Annotated in this window: 15 protein-coding genes; 7 read left to right on the top strand and 8 right to left on the bottom strand. The window is 68.0% G+C overall.

The genetic code is table 11. The annotated features are described in order from the left end of the window. The 3 genes from PHR85_RS13055 to PHR85_RS13045 form a co-directional block, all read left to right on the top strand. The coding region (locus PHR85_RS13055) for an amino acid ABC transporter substrate-binding protein (RefSeq protein ID WP_300054931.1) at window positions 1-594 on the top strand (594 nt) is incomplete at its 5' end. Window positions 595-694: 100 nt separating this feature from the next. Next, the gene (locus PHR85_RS13050) at window positions 695-1,345 is read left to right on the top strand and encodes an amino acid ABC transporter permease (RefSeq protein ID WP_300054928.1); all 651 of its coding nucleotides are present in this window, start codon (window positions 695-697) and stop codon (window positions 1,343-1,345) included. After that, window positions 1,338-2,105 carry an amino acid ABC transporter ATP-binding protein gene (locus PHR85_RS13045; protein ID WP_300054926.1) on the top strand — a complete coding sequence of 256 codons (768 nt, stop codon included), beginning with the start codon at window positions 1,338-1,340 and terminating at the stop codon, window positions 2,103-2,105. The genes PHR85_RS13050 and PHR85_RS13045 overlap by 8 nt, the downstream gene beginning before the upstream one ends. Here PHR85_RS13045 and PHR85_RS13040 read toward each other — a convergent pair whose 3' ends face one another. From PHR85_RS13040 to rpmB, 7 genes are all read right to left on the bottom strand, one after another. Next, entirely contained in the window at window positions 2,106-3,992 is a 1,887-nt protein-coding gene (locus PHR85_RS13040) for a hypothetical protein (RefSeq protein WP_300054924.1), read from the bottom strand. A 91-nt stretch (window positions 3,993-4,083) separates the two neighbouring features. Next, window positions 4,084-4,617, bottom strand: a complete 534-nt coding sequence (locus PHR85_RS13035; RefSeq protein ID WP_300054921.1) for a hypothetical protein — start codon at window positions 4,615-4,617, stop codon at window positions 4,084-4,086. A gap of 5 nt (window positions 4,618-4,622) precedes the next feature. Continuing rightward, window positions 4,623-5,456, bottom strand: a complete 834-nt coding sequence (locus tag PHR85_RS13030; RefSeq protein WP_300054918.1) for a DUF692 family multinuclear iron-containing protein — start codon at window positions 5,454-5,456, stop codon at window positions 4,623-4,625. A 5-nt stretch (window positions 5,457-5,461) separates the two neighbouring features. Further along, window positions 5,462-5,725 carry a hypothetical protein gene (locus PHR85_RS13025; RefSeq protein WP_300054915.1) on the bottom strand — a complete coding sequence of 88 codons (264 nt, stop codon included), beginning with the start codon at window positions 5,723-5,725 and terminating at the stop codon, window positions 5,462-5,464. Between the two features lie 132 nt (window positions 5,726-5,857). Beyond that, window positions 5,858-7,822, bottom strand: a complete 1,965-nt coding sequence (locus tag PHR85_RS13020; RefSeq protein ID WP_300054912.1) for a diguanylate cyclase — start codon at window positions 7,820-7,822, stop codon at window positions 5,858-5,860. Window positions 7,823-7,994: 172 nt separating this feature from the next. Beyond that, a complete protein-coding gene (rpmG, locus tag PHR85_RS13015) occupies window positions 7,995-8,165 on the bottom strand; it encodes a 50S ribosomal protein L33 (protein WP_105728403.1) in 171 nt (56 codons plus the stop codon). A 19-nt stretch (window positions 8,166-8,184) separates the two neighbouring features. After that, window positions 8,185-8,418: a 50S ribosomal protein L28 gene (rpmB, locus tag PHR85_RS13010; protein ID WP_105728404.1), complete on the bottom strand. Its 234-nt coding sequence runs from the start codon at window positions 8,416-8,418 to the stop codon at window positions 8,185-8,187. 264 nt (window positions 8,419-8,682) lie between these two features. Here rpmB and PHR85_RS13005 point away from each other — a divergent pair, with 264 nt between their 5' ends. After that, entirely contained in the window at window positions 8,683-9,606 is a 924-nt protein-coding gene (locus tag PHR85_RS13005) for a bestrophin family protein (RefSeq protein ID WP_300054906.1), read from the top strand. A 9-nt stretch (window positions 9,607-9,615) separates the two neighbouring features. Here PHR85_RS13005 and trxB read toward each other — a convergent pair whose 3' ends face one another. Beyond that, a complete protein-coding gene (trxB, locus tag PHR85_RS13000; protein WP_300054904.1) occupies window positions 9,616-10,563 on the bottom strand; it encodes a thioredoxin-disulfide reductase in 948 nt (315 codons plus the stop codon). A 96-nt stretch (window positions 10,564-10,659) separates the two neighbouring features. On the opposite strand from trxB, the gene PHR85_RS12995 reads away from it, so the two are divergent. The 3 genes from PHR85_RS12995 (at window position 10,660) to PHR85_RS12985 (ending at window position 16,550) form a co-directional block, all read left to right on the top strand. Further along, window positions 10,660-13,191, top strand: a complete 2,532-nt coding sequence (locus tag PHR85_RS12995) for a DNA translocase FtsK (RefSeq protein ID WP_300054901.1) — start codon at window positions 10,660-10,662, stop codon at window positions 13,189-13,191. Between the two features lie 133 nt (window positions 13,192-13,324). Beyond that, the gene (gene lolA, locus PHR85_RS12990; RefSeq protein WP_300054938.1) at window positions 13,325-13,951 is read left to right on the top strand and encodes an outer membrane lipoprotein chaperone LolA; all 627 of its coding nucleotides are present in this window, start codon (window positions 13,325-13,327) and stop codon (window positions 13,949-13,951) included. A 70-nt stretch (window positions 13,952-14,021) separates the two neighbouring features. Then, window positions 14,022-16,550: an FtsX-like permease family protein gene (locus PHR85_RS12985; protein ID WP_300054934.1), complete on the top strand. Its 2,529-nt coding sequence runs from the start codon at window positions 14,022-14,024 to the stop codon at window positions 16,548-16,550. The last annotated feature ends 35 nt before the right edge of the window (window positions 16,551-16,585 follow it).

Below are 16,585 nucleotides of genomic sequence, written 5' to 3'. Positions count from 1 at the left end.
GAAGCCGGCAAGCGCAGCGGCCTCGAAGTCAGCTTCAAGCCGATCGACTGGAGCGCCAAGGAAGCCGAGCTCAACGGCAAGCGCGTCGACGTGCTCTGGAACGGCCTGACCATCACCGAGGAGCGCAAGGCCAACATCCTGTTCACCACGCCTTACCTGGAGAACCACCAGATCATCGTCGTGACGGACAAGTCGCCCATCACGGCCAAGGCCCAGCTGGCCGGCAAGGTGGTCGGTGTGCAGGATGGCAGCAGCGCGGTCGAGGCGATCCAGAAGGATGCTGACACCGCCAAGGCGATCAAGGAAATCAAGAAGTTCGGCGACAACGTCACGGCGCTGATGGATCTGTCGGCAGGCCGCCTCGATGCGCTGGTCGTCGACGAGGTCGTGGGCCGCTACTACACCGCCAAGAAGCCGGGCGAGTACCGCGTGCTGGACGAGAATTTCGGTACCGAGGACTATGGCGTCGGCACCCGAAAGGACGAGACCGCGCTGCTGGCCAAGCTGCAGGGCGCCATGGATGCGATGAAGGCCGACGGCACCGCCGCGACCATCTCGACCAAGTGGTTCGGCAAGGACATCGTCAAGAAGTAAGGCGGCTGGTCCCCAGGGCCCAAGCCTACCTGTCCGGCCTCGGGCCAACCCACCCCGGGTTGGGCGAGGCCGGATTTTCATTTCCAGGGCTGTTGCTCCGATGTCCTATCTGCTCGACATTCTTCCCCCCTTGCTGCAGGGTACGCTGACTACCTTGCAGGTGTTCCTGCTGACCATGCTGCTGGCGGTGCCGCTCGGTCTGGGACTGGCGCTGTTGCGTCTGTCGCGCCGCGCCTGGCTGGGCCGGCTGGTCAGCGGCTATGTCTGGCTGATGCGCGGCACGCCGCTGATGCTGCAGATGCTGTTCATCTACTTTGCGCTGCCTTTCGTGCCGGTGATCGGCATCCGGCTGCCGGATTTCCCGGCGGCGATCCTGGCCTTCACGCTCAACTACGCCGCCTATTTCGCCGAGATCTTCCGGGCCGGCATCCAGTCGGTGGACCGTGGCCAGTACGAGGCCTCCAAGGTGCTGGGGCTGTCCCATCTCCAGACCATGCGCCGCATCGTGTTGCCGCAGATGGTCAAGCGCATCCTGCCGCCGATGAGCAACGAGACCATCACCCTGATCAAGGACACCTCGCTGATCTACGTGCTGGCCATGAACGACCTGTTGCGCGCGGCGCGCGGCATCGTGCAGCGTGATTTCACCACTTCGCCCTTCGTGGTTGCCGCCGCCTTCTACCTGTTGATGACGCTGGTGCTGACCTGGTTCTTCCAGCGCATGGAAAAGAAAGTCGCCGTCTATGACTGAGCATGCCGTCATCCGTGCCATCGACCTGCACAAGCGCTTCGGTGACTTGACCGTGCTGCGCGGGGTGTCGTTCGAGGTCGCCCGTGGCGAGGTGGTGGCCGTCATCGGCCCTTCGGGCTCGGGCAAGAGCACCCTGCTGCGCTGCCTGATCCATCTGGAGACCATCGAGCGCGGCGCGATCGAGATCCAGGGCCGTCCGCTGGTCTCGACCGATGCGCATGGCCATTGCCATTACCTGCCCGAGGCCGAGATCCGCGGCCTCTGCGGCCGCATGGGCATGGTGTTCCAGCATTTCAACCTGTTCCCGCACCTGACCGTGCTGCAGAACCTGATCGAGGCGCCCGTCACGGTCAAGGGCCTGAGCCGCGAGGCGGTGCAGCCGCTGGCCGAGGAGCTGCTGCGCAAGGTCGGCCTGTTCGACAAGCGCGACAGCTACCCGTCGCGCCTGTCGGGCGGCCAGAAGCAGCGGGTCGCGATCGCGCGTGCGCTGGCCATGCAGCCCGACATCCTGCTGTTCGACGAGCCGACCTCGGCGCTCGACCCCGAGCTCACCGGCGAGGTGCTGCGCACCATGCGCGCGCTGGCCGAGGAGCACATGACCATGGTGGTGGTCACGCACGAGATGGGCTTTGCCCGCGAGGTGGCCAGTCGCGTGGTTTTCATGGACGGCGGCCAGGTGGTCGAGGCCGGCACGCCGCAGCAGCTGTTCGGGGCGCCGCAGCAGCCGCGCACTCGCGCCTTCCTGGCCAACCTGCTCTGATCAGCCCTTGCAGAAGGCGATGTGATCCCATGTCGTGGCGTTGCCAATGCGGCCCCAGCCCGAGGTGAGGTTGAGCGTCGCCTCCAGCCACAGCACATAGGCGCAGGGCGGCAGGCCCGAGATGTCGATCAGCAGGCCGCCCGCCGCTGAGACGGCTTCACCCCCCGCCAGCACGAGCGGCTGGTCGGCCGGCAGCGGCGGGTTGCCCTCGAAATAGACCCGCGCGCTGGCGACGAAGGGGTGATAGACCGTGTAGAGCGCGTGCAGCTCGTTGGTCAGCTTGCCGCAACCGGCACCGGGGCTGGAGAGCTCGCCGATGTCGAGCGAGACCACGGCGGTCGTGGTGACGATGCTGCCGGCCCAGGACGGGTGACGCTGGTAGCGGTACTGGGTGTTGCTGCAAACGATCTTGTCGAGCGCGTTGCTGCCGGGCAGCGCGGCGTGGGTGACATGGTCGCGCGCCTCGAAGAAGATCTTGAAACAGTGCGCGCGCGACTTGCGGCCCGCCGGCACGCCTTGTCCGGCCGCGGTTCCCGGTGCCGGCAGCGTGAGATCCTGGCTCTCGGAGCTCAGCGCCGTGGTCCTGAGCTGCAGCAGATTGCCCATCGGCACGAAACGCCCCTTGCCCCCGGGCGCGAAGTCATTGTCGCGCGGCACCGTGATCCAGCCGTCGGCGCCGATCGCCTGGTTGACCGCCACCGAGAGCGCCGGCCCGACGGGCTGCGCGATGCTGACCGTCGAGCCTGGCCGGTTGACCCAGTAGTCGGCAGCGCGGATCATCCAGGCGCCGTGCAGGCTGCTCCAGGCCCAGTACTCGAGCTTGCCGATGATGGTCGGTTCCGCCATCGCCTGGGTCACGTCGAACGCGGCCCCCAGCACGGTGCCGGTCGCGTCGTATTCGGCGATGCGGAAACGGTAATCGGCGGCCAGGCTGGACGTGGCCTCGGGCAGGATGCCGATCAGCGGGATATCGCCCGTGAAGGCGTAGCCGGCGTCCGTGGTGAGGCCGTCGGCGCTGAAGTCGGCGTAGACCGGGTCGACATGGTATTGCCCGACATTGGTGAACAGTGGCTGGGTCGGCGGTGTCTGCGACGGCGGTGCTTCCTTGATGCACAGCTTGACGCAGTGGCAATGTCCGATGTTCTCGCGTGCCGGCGTGCGCGCCAGGGTTCTGGGCTCGATCAGCAGCGGCGTGCCGTCGGCGGCCTCGATGCGGAAGTAGAGATCGGGGCCGCCGCTCCATTCCAGGTTGATCGCGGGCGAGAAGGGCGTGCGCCGGAAGCTGCTGCCGGTGTAGTCGATGCGGAACTCGCCCGACGCATCGGTCATGCCGCTGCCGAGCGGGTCGTCCTGGATCCAGTCGGCGTCGAAGGCCAGCACGCGCACGCCCATCACCGGGCCCGCGCCGTCGCAGACGGTGACGCGCCCGCAGATCGTCCAGGCGTCGAAGCGCGCGCGCACCGCGCACCAGTGCCGGTGCGGGATGCCGTATTCCCAGGCTGCGATCCAGCCGGCTTCGGTCTGGCGCCATTGCGGCTGCAGCGTCGTGAGCGTGAGCTGCAGCGGCTTCGCGTTGGGCCCGGCGCCGCGCACGGTGTCGCAGCGCAGGTCGATCTCGAACGGCTCGCCCGAGTATTTCTGCCGCTCGTCGAGCTCGAAGCTGAAGTCGCCCTTCTCGTCGGTCCGGGCCTCGGCGATCAGGCGTCCGGCCTTGGCCGCGACCTCCTGTTCGGACAGGATCGCGAAGCTGTCCTTGGGGCTGGCGACCGCCAGCGCCGTGACCTCGGTCCGCGCCACGCGGTAGAGGAGCACCTGCACGCCGGACAGCAACTCGGGGCATTCCGGGCAGATATGGCCGCTCAGGCGGCCCTTGAAGTGGTAGCTCATGTGTTTCTCCCTGTCGTCGATCGCCTTGCGGGCGGGTTGTGGTGGCCTGGTCCCTGGCCGGGGACCAGGCTGCTGCTGGTGACCTTGTTGTTCAGCCGGAGTCGGCCGGCAGCGGCTCGCAGGCGTAGCCGCCTGGCAGCGCGCGGCTGACCGTCACCCGGTGCGGTATCGGTTCGCCCGTCATCTCGATGCGGCCGCTGTCAAGGATCGCGGCCAGCACCGGCCCTGGGTCGCAGGGCCAGTTCACTGTCCGGCTTTCGGCGGTGTCGTAGCGGGTCTCGTGCAGCGCGATCTCGAAGCGGGCCAGCGCCCGCACCACCGGGTCGGGGTCGCCGCTCAAGTGGCGCAGGAACTGCTGGCCGGCCTCGGCGACGTCGGGCGAGAACTCGCCGCCGGCGATGAAGCGCTGGATGCTGGCATCGAAACATCCCTGGCGCTTGAGCCAGGCCGAGCTCAGCACGCAATAGCGTTCCAGCGCGTGCGCGCGCCAGAAGCCGATCACCTCGCGCATGACGGCCAGCCCGGTCGATCCCGTCAGGCTCTGCGCGTAGGTGGGGTCATCGGGCTCGGCGGCTGCGCCAATGACGAGCCGGCGCAGGCTGCGTTGGTAGGTCTGGAGGTCCATGGCGTTCAGGCGAGCAGCGTTTCGAGCTGTTCGATTTCGTCGGCCCAGGCCGGGTGCCCGAGCACTGGCAGCGCCTCGGGCATGACCTCATAGATGACGGCCTCGACCGCGGGCGCGCGGGCCAGCACCTCGGGCAGCAGCTGGCGCGTAGTGTCGCGCGTGCGCCGCGAGTGGATGTCGAGCATCAGGCCGGAATGCTCGGTGCCGCCGGCCAGATGGAGCTCGCGCACGCGGCTCAGGTCGAGCTCTGCCAGGAAATCGGCCGCCGCGTAGCCCTGGTTGTGCGCGTTGCATTCCAGGTTGTAGAGGTCGAGCAGTAGCCCGCAGCCGCTCTCGACCGCCAGCCGGTTCAGGAAGGCGGCCTCGCTCATTTCGGCCGGCGGGTCGGGCAGCAGGTTGACGGTGTTTTCGAGCAGGAAGGGCAGGGGGTAGCGCGCCAGGATGCGCCGCGTCCGCCGCGCCACCAGGTCCAGCGCTTCCCGCGTGCGCGGCAAGGCCAGCATGGTGCCGGTGAAATGACCGTCCACATGGGTGAAGGCCAGGTGTTCGCTGTGCCAGGCGACGGGAACCGTCTCCAGGATCTGGTCCAGCAGCTGGAAATAGTCCTCGTTCCAGTCGTCGGCCGAGCCGATCGAGAGCCCGACGCCGTGGACGATGAGCGTGGCCTGCTCGGCCATGCTTTCGAGCTGGCGCAGCGTCCGAGCCGGGATCCGCGTGCGCCGCCCCTCCCTGACCGCCAGCGTGTCGGGGATCAGCTCGACATAGTCGACCAGCGGCAGGATGCGCTCGACGAAGGCCGGATCGGCGGCTTCGTAGCTGGTGCCGATGCGTGCCTTCACGCGCTTCATTGGTGCAGCGTGACGTCCGCGACCGCCGGGATCTTCTTGAATGCCTCGCTCAGCAGCGGGTCCTGCTGGCGGATCAGGATGTCGAGGCCCCCGAGGCCACAGGGCGCGCAGCCGTGCAGGTGCACGATGGTGTCGACGATCTCGTGCAGCGAGGCACGCGTGATCTCCTGGCCCACGGTGACCTGCAGCGTGCCGGGGCGCAGCTTGCCGGCGCCAAACTGCGATGCGTTGACGTTGGCGGATTTTTCCTGTTCTGTCATGTTGACTCCCTATTGGGTTTCGATGATTTCATCACTCTGGAATGGGAGTGATGTTGGCAGTCTATGGGGTCAAGCAGGAAGATGTCAAATCTGGCTGTTCCGGACGGGACGCTGGTGCCTTCGGACCAGGGTTCAGGCCGGGCTGGCCGCGACCAGGCGGTTGCGGCCTTCGCGCTTGGCGGCGTAGAGGCAGGCGTCGGCCTCGCGCAACGGCGTGTCCTCGTCGGGCGTGATCGGGGTTGCCAGCGCCAGGCCCAGGCTGATCGTGATGAGGCCGGCATCGGTGTCGGGGCAGGACTCGATCGCCTGCCTGAGCTTCTCGCCCACCAGCCGCGCGGCATCGAGGCCGCTGTCTGGCAGCAGCACGAGGAATTCCTCGCCGCCCCAGCGCGCGACGAAGTCGCTCTCGCGCAGCGATTGCGCCAGGGTCCGTCCCATCTGCTGCAGCACGCGGTCGCCGACGGCGTGGCCGAAGCTGTCGTTGACCCGCTTGAAGTGGTCGATGTCGATCAGCAGCACGGCGTAGGGCTGTCCGCTGCGCTGCAGCGCGACGAATTCCAGGCGGCGGCGCTCATTGGCCGCCAGCCGATTCGGCAGGCCGGTCAGTGCATCGTGGCGGGCCAGCTGGCGCAGTTCCTCGTTGGCGGCCAGCAGCTCGGTGGTGCGCGCCTCGACCTTGGCCTCGAGTTCGGCGTTGAGCTGGAGGATTTGCTGCTCCGCCTGCTTGCGCGCGGTCGCATCGATGCAGACGCCCGCCAGTTCGGTGGCGCGGCCCTGCGCGTCGCGCGTGACCTGGCCATGGCAATCGATCCAGATGATCTTGCCGTCCGACTGCAGGATGCGGTAGGAATCCATGAAGCTGTCAGCGGATTCCAGGATATGGCGCAGGCGAGCCAGCACCGCTTCCCGGTCTGCCGGATGGATGGCGCTCAGCCAGGACTCGTGGTTCGCGGGATGCCGGGCCGGGTCCAGGCCGAGCAGCCTGAACATCTCGGGCGACCATTCTGCCGTGTCACGGAGATAGTCCCAGCGCCAAGCCCCTGCGCCTGCCGCCCGCTCGGCCACCGTCAGGATCTCGGCGGTCTGGCGCCAGGCCTTTTCCTGCTGCTTGCGCTCAGTGATGTCGAGTGCCAGCACCATGTAGCTTTCGACGCTGCTGTCGGTATTGCGGTGCACCGTGACTGCCAGCTGCAGCCAGTAGGGCTGGCTGTCGGCACGCAGGAGACGCTGTTCGATGACGAGGGAGCTCTTTTCCTGCTGCAAACGGTCAAGCAGTTGTTCGATGAATTCGCGGTTTTCCGGAAGCGTGGCTTCTGCCGCCGGGCGCCCCAGCAGGCTGTCGCGCTCTCGCCTCAGGAGCGCGCAGTAGCGGTCGTTGACCAGGGTGTAGCAGCCTTTCGCGTCGGTCTGCGCCACGCCGACGATGTCCTGCTCCAGCAGGTCGGACAGGCGCTGCTGCTGTTCGAGCCTGATCGTCCTTTCGCGCGCCACGGCCAGTTCGCGCTCGGTCCTTTTCTGTGCCGAGATGTCGCGCCACAGCACGTAGAGCAGGTCCTGTCCGCGGTGCCGGATCGGAGTCAGCTGAATGCTGGCCGTGAAGGTCTCGCCGTCGACGCGCAGGTGTTCCCATTCGAATTCATGGCCGCCTTGCTCGCGCGCCAGGCGGATCATCTCGGCGGCTTTTTCAGCCGATGGCCGGCCGTCGGGCTGGCATGACGGTGATGTCTCAGCCGGAGTGAGTTGCAGGAAGTCCTCCAGCCGCTGCACGCGCATCATCTCCAGCGAGGCGCGATTGGCCGCGATGAAGCGCTCGCCTTCCATCAGCAGCGCGGGGTACCGGGTTTGCTCGAACAGTGCGTGAAAGCGGTCCTCGCTTGCCTCCATGCCGGCCGGTGGCAACTCCAGTGTGGCGGTCGGGCTGTCCAAGCGCCGGCGCCGAGCCGCGTTCCAGGCCAGCCGCCGTCCAGTCAGCCCCAGCAGGGCCAGCAGTCCCGCCTTGGCCCGGTGCGGGTAGAGCCGCCTGGCCTGGGGCTTGACGTAGGCGCGGATCCATCGGTTGATGATGGCCAGGCCGTGGGCGGATTCAATCTGGGGCATCGGGTGTGGACGAACGAGCTACGTGTAAACCCTGATTTTTTCACGTCCGACGCGCGCTTGCCTGCTGTAAGTTCTGATTTTCACTAGGGATATCCCTAGGCGGGGGCCTGCCAAGCGACAGACGAAAAAAAACCGCCGGAGTGCCGGCGGCTTTTTCGGACAAGGGGCTGAATTACTTCAGCTTGATTTCCTTGTAGTCGACATGCTTGCGAGCTTTCGGATCGAACTTCTTGATCAGCAGCTTTTCAGGAGTGGTCTTCTTGTTCTTGTCCGTGGTGTAGAAGTGACCGGTGCCGGCTGTGGATTCCAGCTTGATCTTTTCGCGTCCGCCTTTGGTTGCCATGGTTCAGCTCCTTCAGTGATTAGGCTTGGCCACGTGCGCGCAGGTCGGCGAGCACAGCATCGATACCGTTCTTGTCGATCAGGCGCAGGGCAGCGCCGGAGACGCGCAGGCGAACCCAACGGTTCTCGCTCTCGACCCAGAAACGACGGGATTGCAGGTTCGGCAGGAACCGGCGCTTGGTTTTGTTGTTGGCGTGGGAAACGTTGTTCCCGACCATGGGCTTCTTGCCCGTGATTTCGCAGACGCGTGCCATGATGGACACTCCAGTGAAAAAATTAACGGCTGACGCCGCACCTCGCCCGTGTCCTGTGTTGTGCCGCCTGCCACTTCATCTGGTGTTGTGTGGACGGCTCCGGCTCGCGAGCGGTGAATATTGCCGAGCCGAGCACCTGGCGAACCAGGGAAGGATCCAGCAAACCGCGCATTATACCCGCTGCGCTGGCCTGCTGGCATGCCGGTTTTCTGCGCCCGGTTTCGCTCCGCTAACATCACGCTTTATCCGTTTTGCGTCAACCCCATGATCGTTCGTCCCAAGCAGCATTGGCTGCGTCTCATCTTCGTCTGGCATGGCTCGGTGTTGCACAAGATCCTGTTCCGGCTGTTGCTGAACTTCGGCATGGCCGTGGTGGCGGTGCTGGGCATGTCGCAGTTCGCGGCCTGGGGGCTGCACCTGTCGACGGCGCCGTTCAGCCTGATCGGCATCGCGCTGGCGATCTTCCTGGGTTTTCGCAACAGCGCCAGCTATGACCGTTTTTGGGAGGCGCGCAAGCTCTGGGGCATGCTGCTGGTGACGGCGCGCTCGCTGCTGCGCCAGGCCCAGACCCTGACCGGGCGCCGGCCGGATGACCCGGCCGTGCGCGAGTTCACGGCCCTGCTGATCGCCTTTGCCTATCAGCTCAAGCACCAGTTGCGCCAGACCCCGCCCCGGGCCGACCTGGAGCGCCTGCTGCCGCCAGCCCTGGTCCAGCGCCTGACGAAGGCCAGCTACCCTTGCGTGCTGCTGCTGCGCGAGATGGGGCTGTGGGTTCAGGAGCAGCACGCGGCGGGCCGGCTGTCGGACATTCGCGTACAGGCCATGGACGCCAATCTGAACGAGCTGACCGCCTACCACGGCGGTTGCGAGCGGCTGGCCAGCACCCCGATTCCCTATGCCTACAGCGTGCTGCTGCACCGCACGGTCTATGTCTACTGCACGCTGCTGCCGTTCAGCCTGCTCGATTCGGCCGGGCTGCTGACCCCGCTGATCTCGGTCTTCATCTCCTACGCCTTCATGGCGCTGGACGCGATCGCCAGCGAGCTGGAGGATCCTTTCGGCACCGAGCCCAACGATCTGGCGCTCGATGCGATGTGCGTCACGATCGAGCGGACCCTGCTCGAGCTCGATGATGCCGATCGGCTGCCTCCGCCGCACCAGCCGACCAAGGACCATGTGCTGACCTGAGGGCCGGGCTCAGCCCGCGTTCTGCTCCAGGAAGCGCTGCGCGTCGAGCGCGGCCATGCAGCCGGTGCCGGCGCTGGTGATGGCCTGGCGGTAGACATTGTCCTGCACGTCGCCGGCGGCGAACACGCCCGGCACGCTGGTCTGGGTCGCGAAGCCGTCCTGGCCGCCCTGGGTGCGCAGGTAGCCGTCCTTCATTTCGAGCTGGCCTTCGAAGATGCCGGTGTTGGGGCTGTGGCCGATCGCGATGAAGCAGCCGGTCAGCTTGAGGTCCTCGGTCGCGCCGCTCTGGACGTTCTTGAGGCGCACGCCGGTCACGCCCGACGCATCGCCCAGCACCTCGTCGAGCACGCTGTGGAGCTTGAGCTCGATGTTGCCGTGCTTGACCTTGTCCATCAGCTTGTCGATCAGGATGGCCTCGGCCTTGAAGCTGTCGCGGCGATGCACCAGCGTGACCTTGCTGGCGATGTTGGACAGGTAGAGCGCTTCCTCGACGGCGGTGTTGCCGCCCCCGACCACGCAGACTTCCTGGCCACGGTAGAAGAAGCCGTCGCAGGTCGCGCAGGCGCTGACGCCGCGGCCCATGAAGGCTTCCTCGGACGGCAGGCCCAGGTAGCGCGCGGAGGCGCCGGTCGCTAGGATCAGCGCGTCGCAGCTGTACTGGCTCGAGTCGCCGGTCAGCACGAACGGGCGCTTGGACAGGTCGACCGCGTTGATGTGGTCGAACACCAGCTCGGTGTTGAAGCGTTCTGCGTGCTGCTGGAAACGCTGCATCAGCTCGGGGCCCTGCACGCCCATGACGTCGGCCGGCCAGTTGTCGACTTCGGTCGTGGTCATGAGCTGGCCGCCCTGGGCCATGCCGGTGATCAGCCGCGGCTTGAGGTTGGCGCGCGCGGCGTAGATGGCAGCGGTGTAGCCGGCCGGGCCGGAGCCGAGGATCAGGACTTTCGCGTGTTTCATTTGGTTGCTCTCTAATAGGAGGCGCTATTGTAGAAAAGCCACCGTCTCCTTGCCCAGCCCCGGTGAACCCTGGGTTAAGCTAGCGGACTTGCATATATGACATATTCACTCAATACCCTCAACGCCGACAGTGAAGGGCGCGCGCCCGGCGGCGTGGTGCGTTTCGTCCAGGATTCCACCCTGTTGCTGGCGGCGATCGGATTGCTGTTCTGGCTGGTCGCCATGGTCAGCCACGACCTGGCCGATCCGGCCTGGTCGACCTCGGGCACGACCAGCATCGCCCGCAACTGGGGTGGCCGCTTCGGCGCCCTGTTGGCCGACCTCAACTATTCCCTGTTCGGCCTGTCGGCCTGGTGGCTGGTGCTGGCCGCGCTGCGGGCCTGGCTGGCGGCCTTGTTCATCTCGCTGCGGGGTAGCACGCAGCGCCGCCCGGAGTCCGCGCCCGCTGCTGGCTGGCCCCGGCGCCTCTGGCGCCAGTTGGGCCTGTGGTCCGGCTTCTTGCTGCTGATGGCGACGAGCTGCGCCCTGGAGTGGGCCTGGCTCTACCGCTTCGACGCCGCGCTGCCGGCGGGCGCTGGCGGTGCATTTGGCGCGCTGTGTGGTGCCTGGGGCCAGCGCTGGCTGGGCACGACCGGGACCGTGCTGCTGGGCCTGCCGCTGTGGCTGGCAGCCTCGTCCCAGGTGTTCGGCTTCTCCTGGGCCGCGCTGGCCGAGCGGGTCGGCGAGCGGCTTGAGAACGGCTTCGAGGCAGTGCGCCAGCGGCTCTCGGCCGGTCATGACCAGCGCCTCGGCCTGCAGGCAGCGCGTCAGCGCGAGCGCGAGGAGGCCGACTATCCATCGAACGAGAAGCCCCCGCAGCGTGCCAGCAGCAAGGCCGAACCCAAGATCGAACCCAAGATCGGTCCCGAACCCTGGGCTGAAGAGGCCGAGCCCGCGCCCGTCATCAAACCCGGCAAGCTCGCGCGTCTGGCCCAGCTGGTGCCCGGGATCCAGGCCCGGGACAAGACGGACTTGCCGCCGGAGCCGAAATCGCCGCTTGCCGAGGTGGCACCCAGCGAGCCGCGCTTCGATGCCCGGGGGACGCAGGAGCGCCAGCCGCCTCAGCACCTCCAGGCCATTCCGTCGCACAAGCCGGTCGACTCCAGCCTGCCCCAGGTCGATCTGCTCGACCCGGCGCAGCACCAGTCCTCCACGGTCTCGCCCGAGACGCTGGAGATGACCAGCCGTCTGATCGAGAAGAAGCTGAGCGATTTCGGGGTCGAGGTCAACGTGGTCGCGGCGCAGCCGGGCCCGGTGATCACGCGCTACGAGATCGAACCGGCCACTGGCGTCAAGGGCTCGCAGGTGGTCAACTTGGCCAAGGACCTCGCGCGCTCGCTGTCGCTGGTGTCGATCCGCGTGATCGAGACCATTCCCGGCAAGAACCTGATGGCGCTGGAGCTGCCCAACGCCAAGCGCCAGACCATCAAGCTCAGCGAGATCCTGGGCTCGCAGGTCTACCAGGACGCCAAGAGCCTGTTGACGATGGGTCTGGGCAAGGACATCGCGGGCCAGTCGGTGGTGGCCGACCTGGCCAAGATGCCGCACTGCCTGGTGGCCGGCACCACCGGCTCGGGCAAGTCGGTCGGCATCAACGCGATGATCCTGTCGCTGCTCTACAAGGCCGACGCGCGCGACGTGCGGCTGATGCTGATCGACCCCAAGATGCTCGAACTCAGCGTCTACGAGGGCATTCCGCACCTGCTGTGTCCGGTCGTGACCGACATGAAGCAGGCCGCCAACGGCCTGAACTGGTGCGTGGCCGAGATGGAAAAGCGCTACCGCCTGTTGAGCAAGGTCGGCGTGCGCAACCTGGCCGGCTACAACGCCAAGATCGACGAGGCGCGTGCGCGCGACGAGTCAATGCCGAACCCCTTCAGCCTGACGCCCGAGGCGCCGGAGCCGCTCGAACGGCTGCCGCATATCGTGGTGGTGATCGACGAGCTGGCCGACCTGATGATGGTGGTGGGCAAGAAGATCGAGGAGCTGATCGCGCGGCTGGCGCAGAAGGCGCGCGCCGCCGGCATCCACCTGATCCTGGCCACCCAGCGCCCGAGCGTGGACGTGATCACTGGCCTGATCAAGGCCAACATCCCGACCCGGATCTCGTTCCAGGTCAGCAGCAAGATCGACAGCCGCACCATCCTGGACCAGATGGGCGCCGAGGCGCTGCTGGGCATGGGCGACATGCTCTACATGCCCAGCGGCACCGGCTATCCGATCCGGGTGCACGGCGCCTTCGTCAGCGACGACGAGGTGCACCGGGTGGTCAGCTTCCTCAGGGAGCAGGGGGGCGAGCCCGATTACATCGACGGCATCCTCGACGGTGGCGCCGTGGAAGGCGAGGGCGGCGATTTCGCGGCCGATGGCGAGGGGAGCGACGGCGAGAAGGACCCGCTCTACGACCAGGCGGTCGCGGTGGTGCTGCAGGACCGCAAGGCCAGCATCAGCTATGTGCAGCGCAAGCTCAAGATCGGCTATAACCGTTCGGCACGTCTGCTGGAGGACATGGAAAAGGCCGGCCTGATCAGCGCGCTGACCAGCAGCGGCCAGCGCGACATCCTGGTGGCGGCGCGCGGCGGCGACTGATCCGGCCGTTTGCAGTCGGGCTGGCGTTACCCATCTTTACATCACTTCGGCGGCCTGCCCGGAACCTGCTGGCGCCGCACCGCTCACAGATCCTATGCCCTTGCTCAAATCCCTGCTGCGCCTGACGGCCCCGATGGCCCTGCTGGCTGGCGTCCTGACCTGGACCCTGCCGGCCCGCGCCGACGGCCTGTCCGACCTGGAGTCCTTTCTGCGCCAGACCCGCCAGGGCCGCGCCAGCTTCACCCAGGTCGTGACCCCGCCTCGGCGCGATGGCGAGGCCGTCGCGCGCGGCAAGACCAGCAGCGGCAGCTTCGAGTTCCTGCGGCCCAGCCGCTTCCGCTTCCATTACGTCAAGCCCTTCGAGCAGCTGATCGTGGCCGACGGCCAGACGCTGTGGCTGTACGACGCCGACCTGAACCAGGCCACCGCGCGGCGCCAGCAGGAGGTGCTCGGCAACACGCCGGCGGCGCTGATCGCGACCGCGTCCGACCTCAAGGGCCTGTCCGGCCTGTTCACGCTGGCCAACGCGCCCGACGCCGATGGCCAGCAGTGGGTGCTGGCGACGCCCAAGGCCCGCGACGGCCAGCTGCAGTCGATCCGGCTGGGCTTTCGCCAGGGCCAGCTCGCGACGCTGGAGATGCTCGACAGCTTCGGCCAGCGCTCGGTGATGCAGTTCGGCGCGCTCGACACCCAGTCCGGCTTCAAGCCCGGGCATTTCGCCTTCCAGCCGCCGGCCGGCGCCGACGTGCTGCGCCAGTGAGGCCGGGCCGGCGCTGCTGGTAGTCCCGTCTGCGGCAGGCCTGACCCCGCTGCGGTAAGCTGGCCGCATGATGCGCAAATTGAATCCTTCGATCTGGGCGCTCGGGTTGCGCTCGCTCTGGCGTGACTGGCGCGCCGGCGAGCTGACCCTGCTGCTGCTGGCCGTGACGCTCGCGGTCGCGGCGCTGACCGCGGTCGGCTTCTTCGCCGACCGGCTGCAGGGCGGACTGCAACGCGACGCGCGCCAGCTGCTTGGCGGCGACCTGGTCGTGCGCAGCGACCAGCCGCTGCCGCCATCCTTCCTGCAGCAGGCGCAGGCCCTGGGTCTGCAGAGCACGGCTCACCTGGGTTTTCCGACCATGGCGCGCGCGCCCGACGCGCTCGGCGGCGCGACCCGGCTGGTCGCGCTCAAGGCGGTGGCGGCGGGCTACCCGCTGCGCGGCCAGCTGCGCGTGGCTGATCAGATCGGTGCGCCGGGCCAGCTCACCCAGGCCCAGCCCGAGCCGGGTTCGGTCTGGGTCGAGTCCGGCCTGCTCGATGTGCTGGGCCTGCAGCCGGGTCAGTCGCTGCTGCTGGGCGACGCCAGCCTGCGCATCGCGGGCCTGCTGCTGCAGGAGCCCGACCGGGGCGCCGGTTTCCTGAGCTTCGCGCCGCGCGTGCTGATGAACCAGGCCGATCTGGTCGCGACCGGCCTGGTCCAGCCGGCCAGCCGGATCGACTACCGGCTCGCGCTGGTGGGCGACGACGCCGCCGTGCAGCGTTTTCGCCGCTGGGTCGAGGCCAGGCTGACACAGGACGGCCTGCGCGGCGTCAGTCTGGAGTCGCTCGATAGCGGCCGGCCCGAGATGCAGCAGACGCTGGAGCGGGCCGAGAAGTTCCTCAACCTGGTCGCCCTGCTGGCGGCGCTGCTGAGCGCGGTGGCGGTCGCGATGTCGGCCCGGCTCTACGCCCTGCGCCACCTCGACGACTGCGCCATGCTGCGCGTGCTGGGGCTGTCGCAGGCCGCGATGGCGCGCGCCTACAGCCTGGCCTTCGGACTGGCCGGGCTGATCGCGGGCGGACTCGGGGTGTTGATCGGTTACGCGGTGCACCATGGCTTTGTCTGGCTGCTGGCCGATCTGATCAAGACGCCCATGCCCGCGCCCAGCCTCTGGCCGGTCTGGTTCGGCCTCGGCGTGGGCCTGACGCTGATGCTGGCCTTCGGCCTGCCGCCGGTGCTGCAGCTGTCGCGCGTGCCGCCGCTGCGCGTGATCCGGCGCGAGCTCGGCAACCCGAAGCCGCTTTCGCTCGCGGTGCTGGGCCTGGGGGCGCTGGGTTTTGCTGGCCTGCTGCTGGCCGCCAGCCGCGATCTCAAGCTGGGCGCGATCGCGGTCGGCGGCTTCGCGCTGGCGCTGGGGTTGTTCGCGCTGCTGGCCTGGCTGGTCGTGCGGCTGCTGCGTCGCTTGCTGGGGCAGGGTGGGGCACCGTCCTGGCTGAGCCTGGCGGTGCGCCAATGGACCGCGCGCCCGGGCTATGCGGTGGTGCAGGTCAGCTCGCTCGCGGTGGGGCTGCTCGCGCTGGTGCTGCTGGTGCTGCTGCGCACCGACCTGGTCGCGAGCTGGCGCGCCGCCACGCCGGTCGATGCGCCCAACCGCTTCGTGATCAACATCCAGCCCGACCAGCAGCAGGCCTTCCGCGCGGCGCTGGAGCAACAGGGCGTGAGCCGCTACGACTGGTACCCGATGATCCGGGGTCGCCTGGTCACGATCAACGGCCGGCCCGTCAATCCGCAGGACTATCAGGACGAACGCGCCCGCCGCCTGGCCGAGCGCGAGTTCAACCTCTCGCACAGCGTCGAGGCACCCGGGCACAACAGGGTGGTGGCGGGGCGCTGGCAAGCCAACGAGTCCGACGGCATCAGCATCGAGAGCGGCTTGGCCGAGACCCTGGGCCTCAAGCTGGGCGACCGGCTGGGTTTCGACATCGCGGGCATGGCGCGCGAGTCGGTCATCACCAGCTTGCGCCAGGTCGACTGGAGTTCGATGCGGGTCAACTTCTTCGCCATCTACCCGGTCGGCCGCCTGCCCGGCGCGCCGCTGAGCTACATCAGCGCCTTTCGCGCCCCGGATCGGCCCGGTTTCGATGCGACCCTGCTGCGTGCCTTTCCCAACCTGACCCTGGTCGATCTGAGCCAGACCCTGGCCCAGGTGCAGCAGGTGCTGGGCCAGGTGATCCGGGCGGTCGAGGCGCTGTTCGGCTTCACGCTGCTGGCCGGACTGGTGGTGCTGTTCGCCGCGATCGCGGCCACGCGCGGCGAGCGCGAGCGCGAGTTCGCGATCCTGCGCGCGCTGGGGGCGCGCTCCAGCCTGCTGCGCCGGGTCCAGCGCGCCGAACTGCTGGGCGCCGGCCTGCTCGCCGGCACGCTGGCGTCCGGGGTGGCGGTGGTGGTCGGCTGGGTGCTGGCGCGTCAAGTCTTCGGCCTGGCCTGGCACCCGAGTCCCTGGGTGCCGCTGGCCGGCGCGCTGTCGGGCGCGCTGCTGGCGCTGGCGGCCGGCTGGTGGGGCCTGCGCGGCGTGCTGCGCGCGCCGGTGGCACAGACGCTGCGCCGCGCCGCCGACTGATCCCGCTGCGCGGCAGGCGCTTGGCGGTCGCGGTA

This window comes from Malikia sp., assembly GCF_028687635.1.
Taxonomy (GTDB): Bacteria; Pseudomonadota; Gammaproteobacteria; order Burkholderiales; family Burkholderiaceae_C; genus Malikia.
The sequence above is the reverse complement of the archived record's forward strand: the minus strand, read 5'-3'. Positions and strand labels throughout refer to the sequence as shown.

Excerpts from the sequence above, each read along its gene's own strand:
- PHR85_RS13050 (WP_300054928.1), top strand. The coding sequence starts at position 695 with ATGTCCTATCTGCTCGACATTCTTCCCCCCTTGCTGCAGGGTACGCTG.
- PHR85_RS13045 (WP_300054926.1), top strand. The coding sequence starts at position 1,338 with ATGACTGAGCATGCCGTCATCCGTGCCATCGACCTGCACAAGCGCTTC.
- PHR85_RS13040 (WP_300054924.1), bottom strand. The coding sequence starts at position 3,992 with ATGAGCTACCACTTCAAGGGCCGCCTGAGCGGCCATATCTGCCCGGAA.
- PHR85_RS13035 (WP_300054921.1), bottom strand. The coding sequence starts at position 4,617 with ATGGACCTCCAGACCTACCAACGCAGCCTGCGCCGGCTCGTCATTGGC.
- PHR85_RS13025 (WP_300054915.1), bottom strand. The coding sequence starts at position 5,725 with ATGACAGAACAGGAAAAATCCGCCAACGTCAACGCATCGCAGTTTGGC.
- PHR85_RS13020 (WP_300054912.1), bottom strand. The coding sequence starts at position 7,822 with ATGCCCCAGATTGAATCCGCCCACGGCCTGGCCATCATCAACCGATGG.
- rpmG (WP_105728403.1), bottom strand. The coding sequence starts at position 8,165 with ATGGCAACCAAAGGCGGACGCGAAAAGATCAAGCTGGAATCCACAGCC.
- rpmB (WP_105728404.1), bottom strand. The coding sequence starts at position 8,418 with ATGGCACGCGTCTGCGAAATCACGGGCAAGAAGCCCATGGTCGGGAAC.
- PHR85_RS13005 (WP_300054906.1), top strand. The coding sequence starts at position 8,683 with ATGATCGTTCGTCCCAAGCAGCATTGGCTGCGTCTCATCTTCGTCTGG.
- trxB (WP_300054904.1), bottom strand. The coding sequence starts at position 10,563 with ATGAAACACGCGAAAGTCCTGATCCTCGGCTCCGGCCCGGCCGGCTAC.
- PHR85_RS12995 (WP_300054901.1), top strand. The coding sequence starts at position 10,660 with ATGACATATTCACTCAATACCCTCAACGCCGACAGTGAAGGGCGCGCG.
- lolA (WP_300054938.1), top strand. The coding sequence starts at position 13,325 with ATGGCCCTGCTGGCTGGCGTCCTGACCTGGACCCTGCCGGCCCGCGCC.
- PHR85_RS12985 (WP_300054934.1), top strand. The coding sequence starts at position 14,022 with ATGCGCAAATTGAATCCTTCGATCTGGGCGCTCGGGTTGCGCTCGCTC.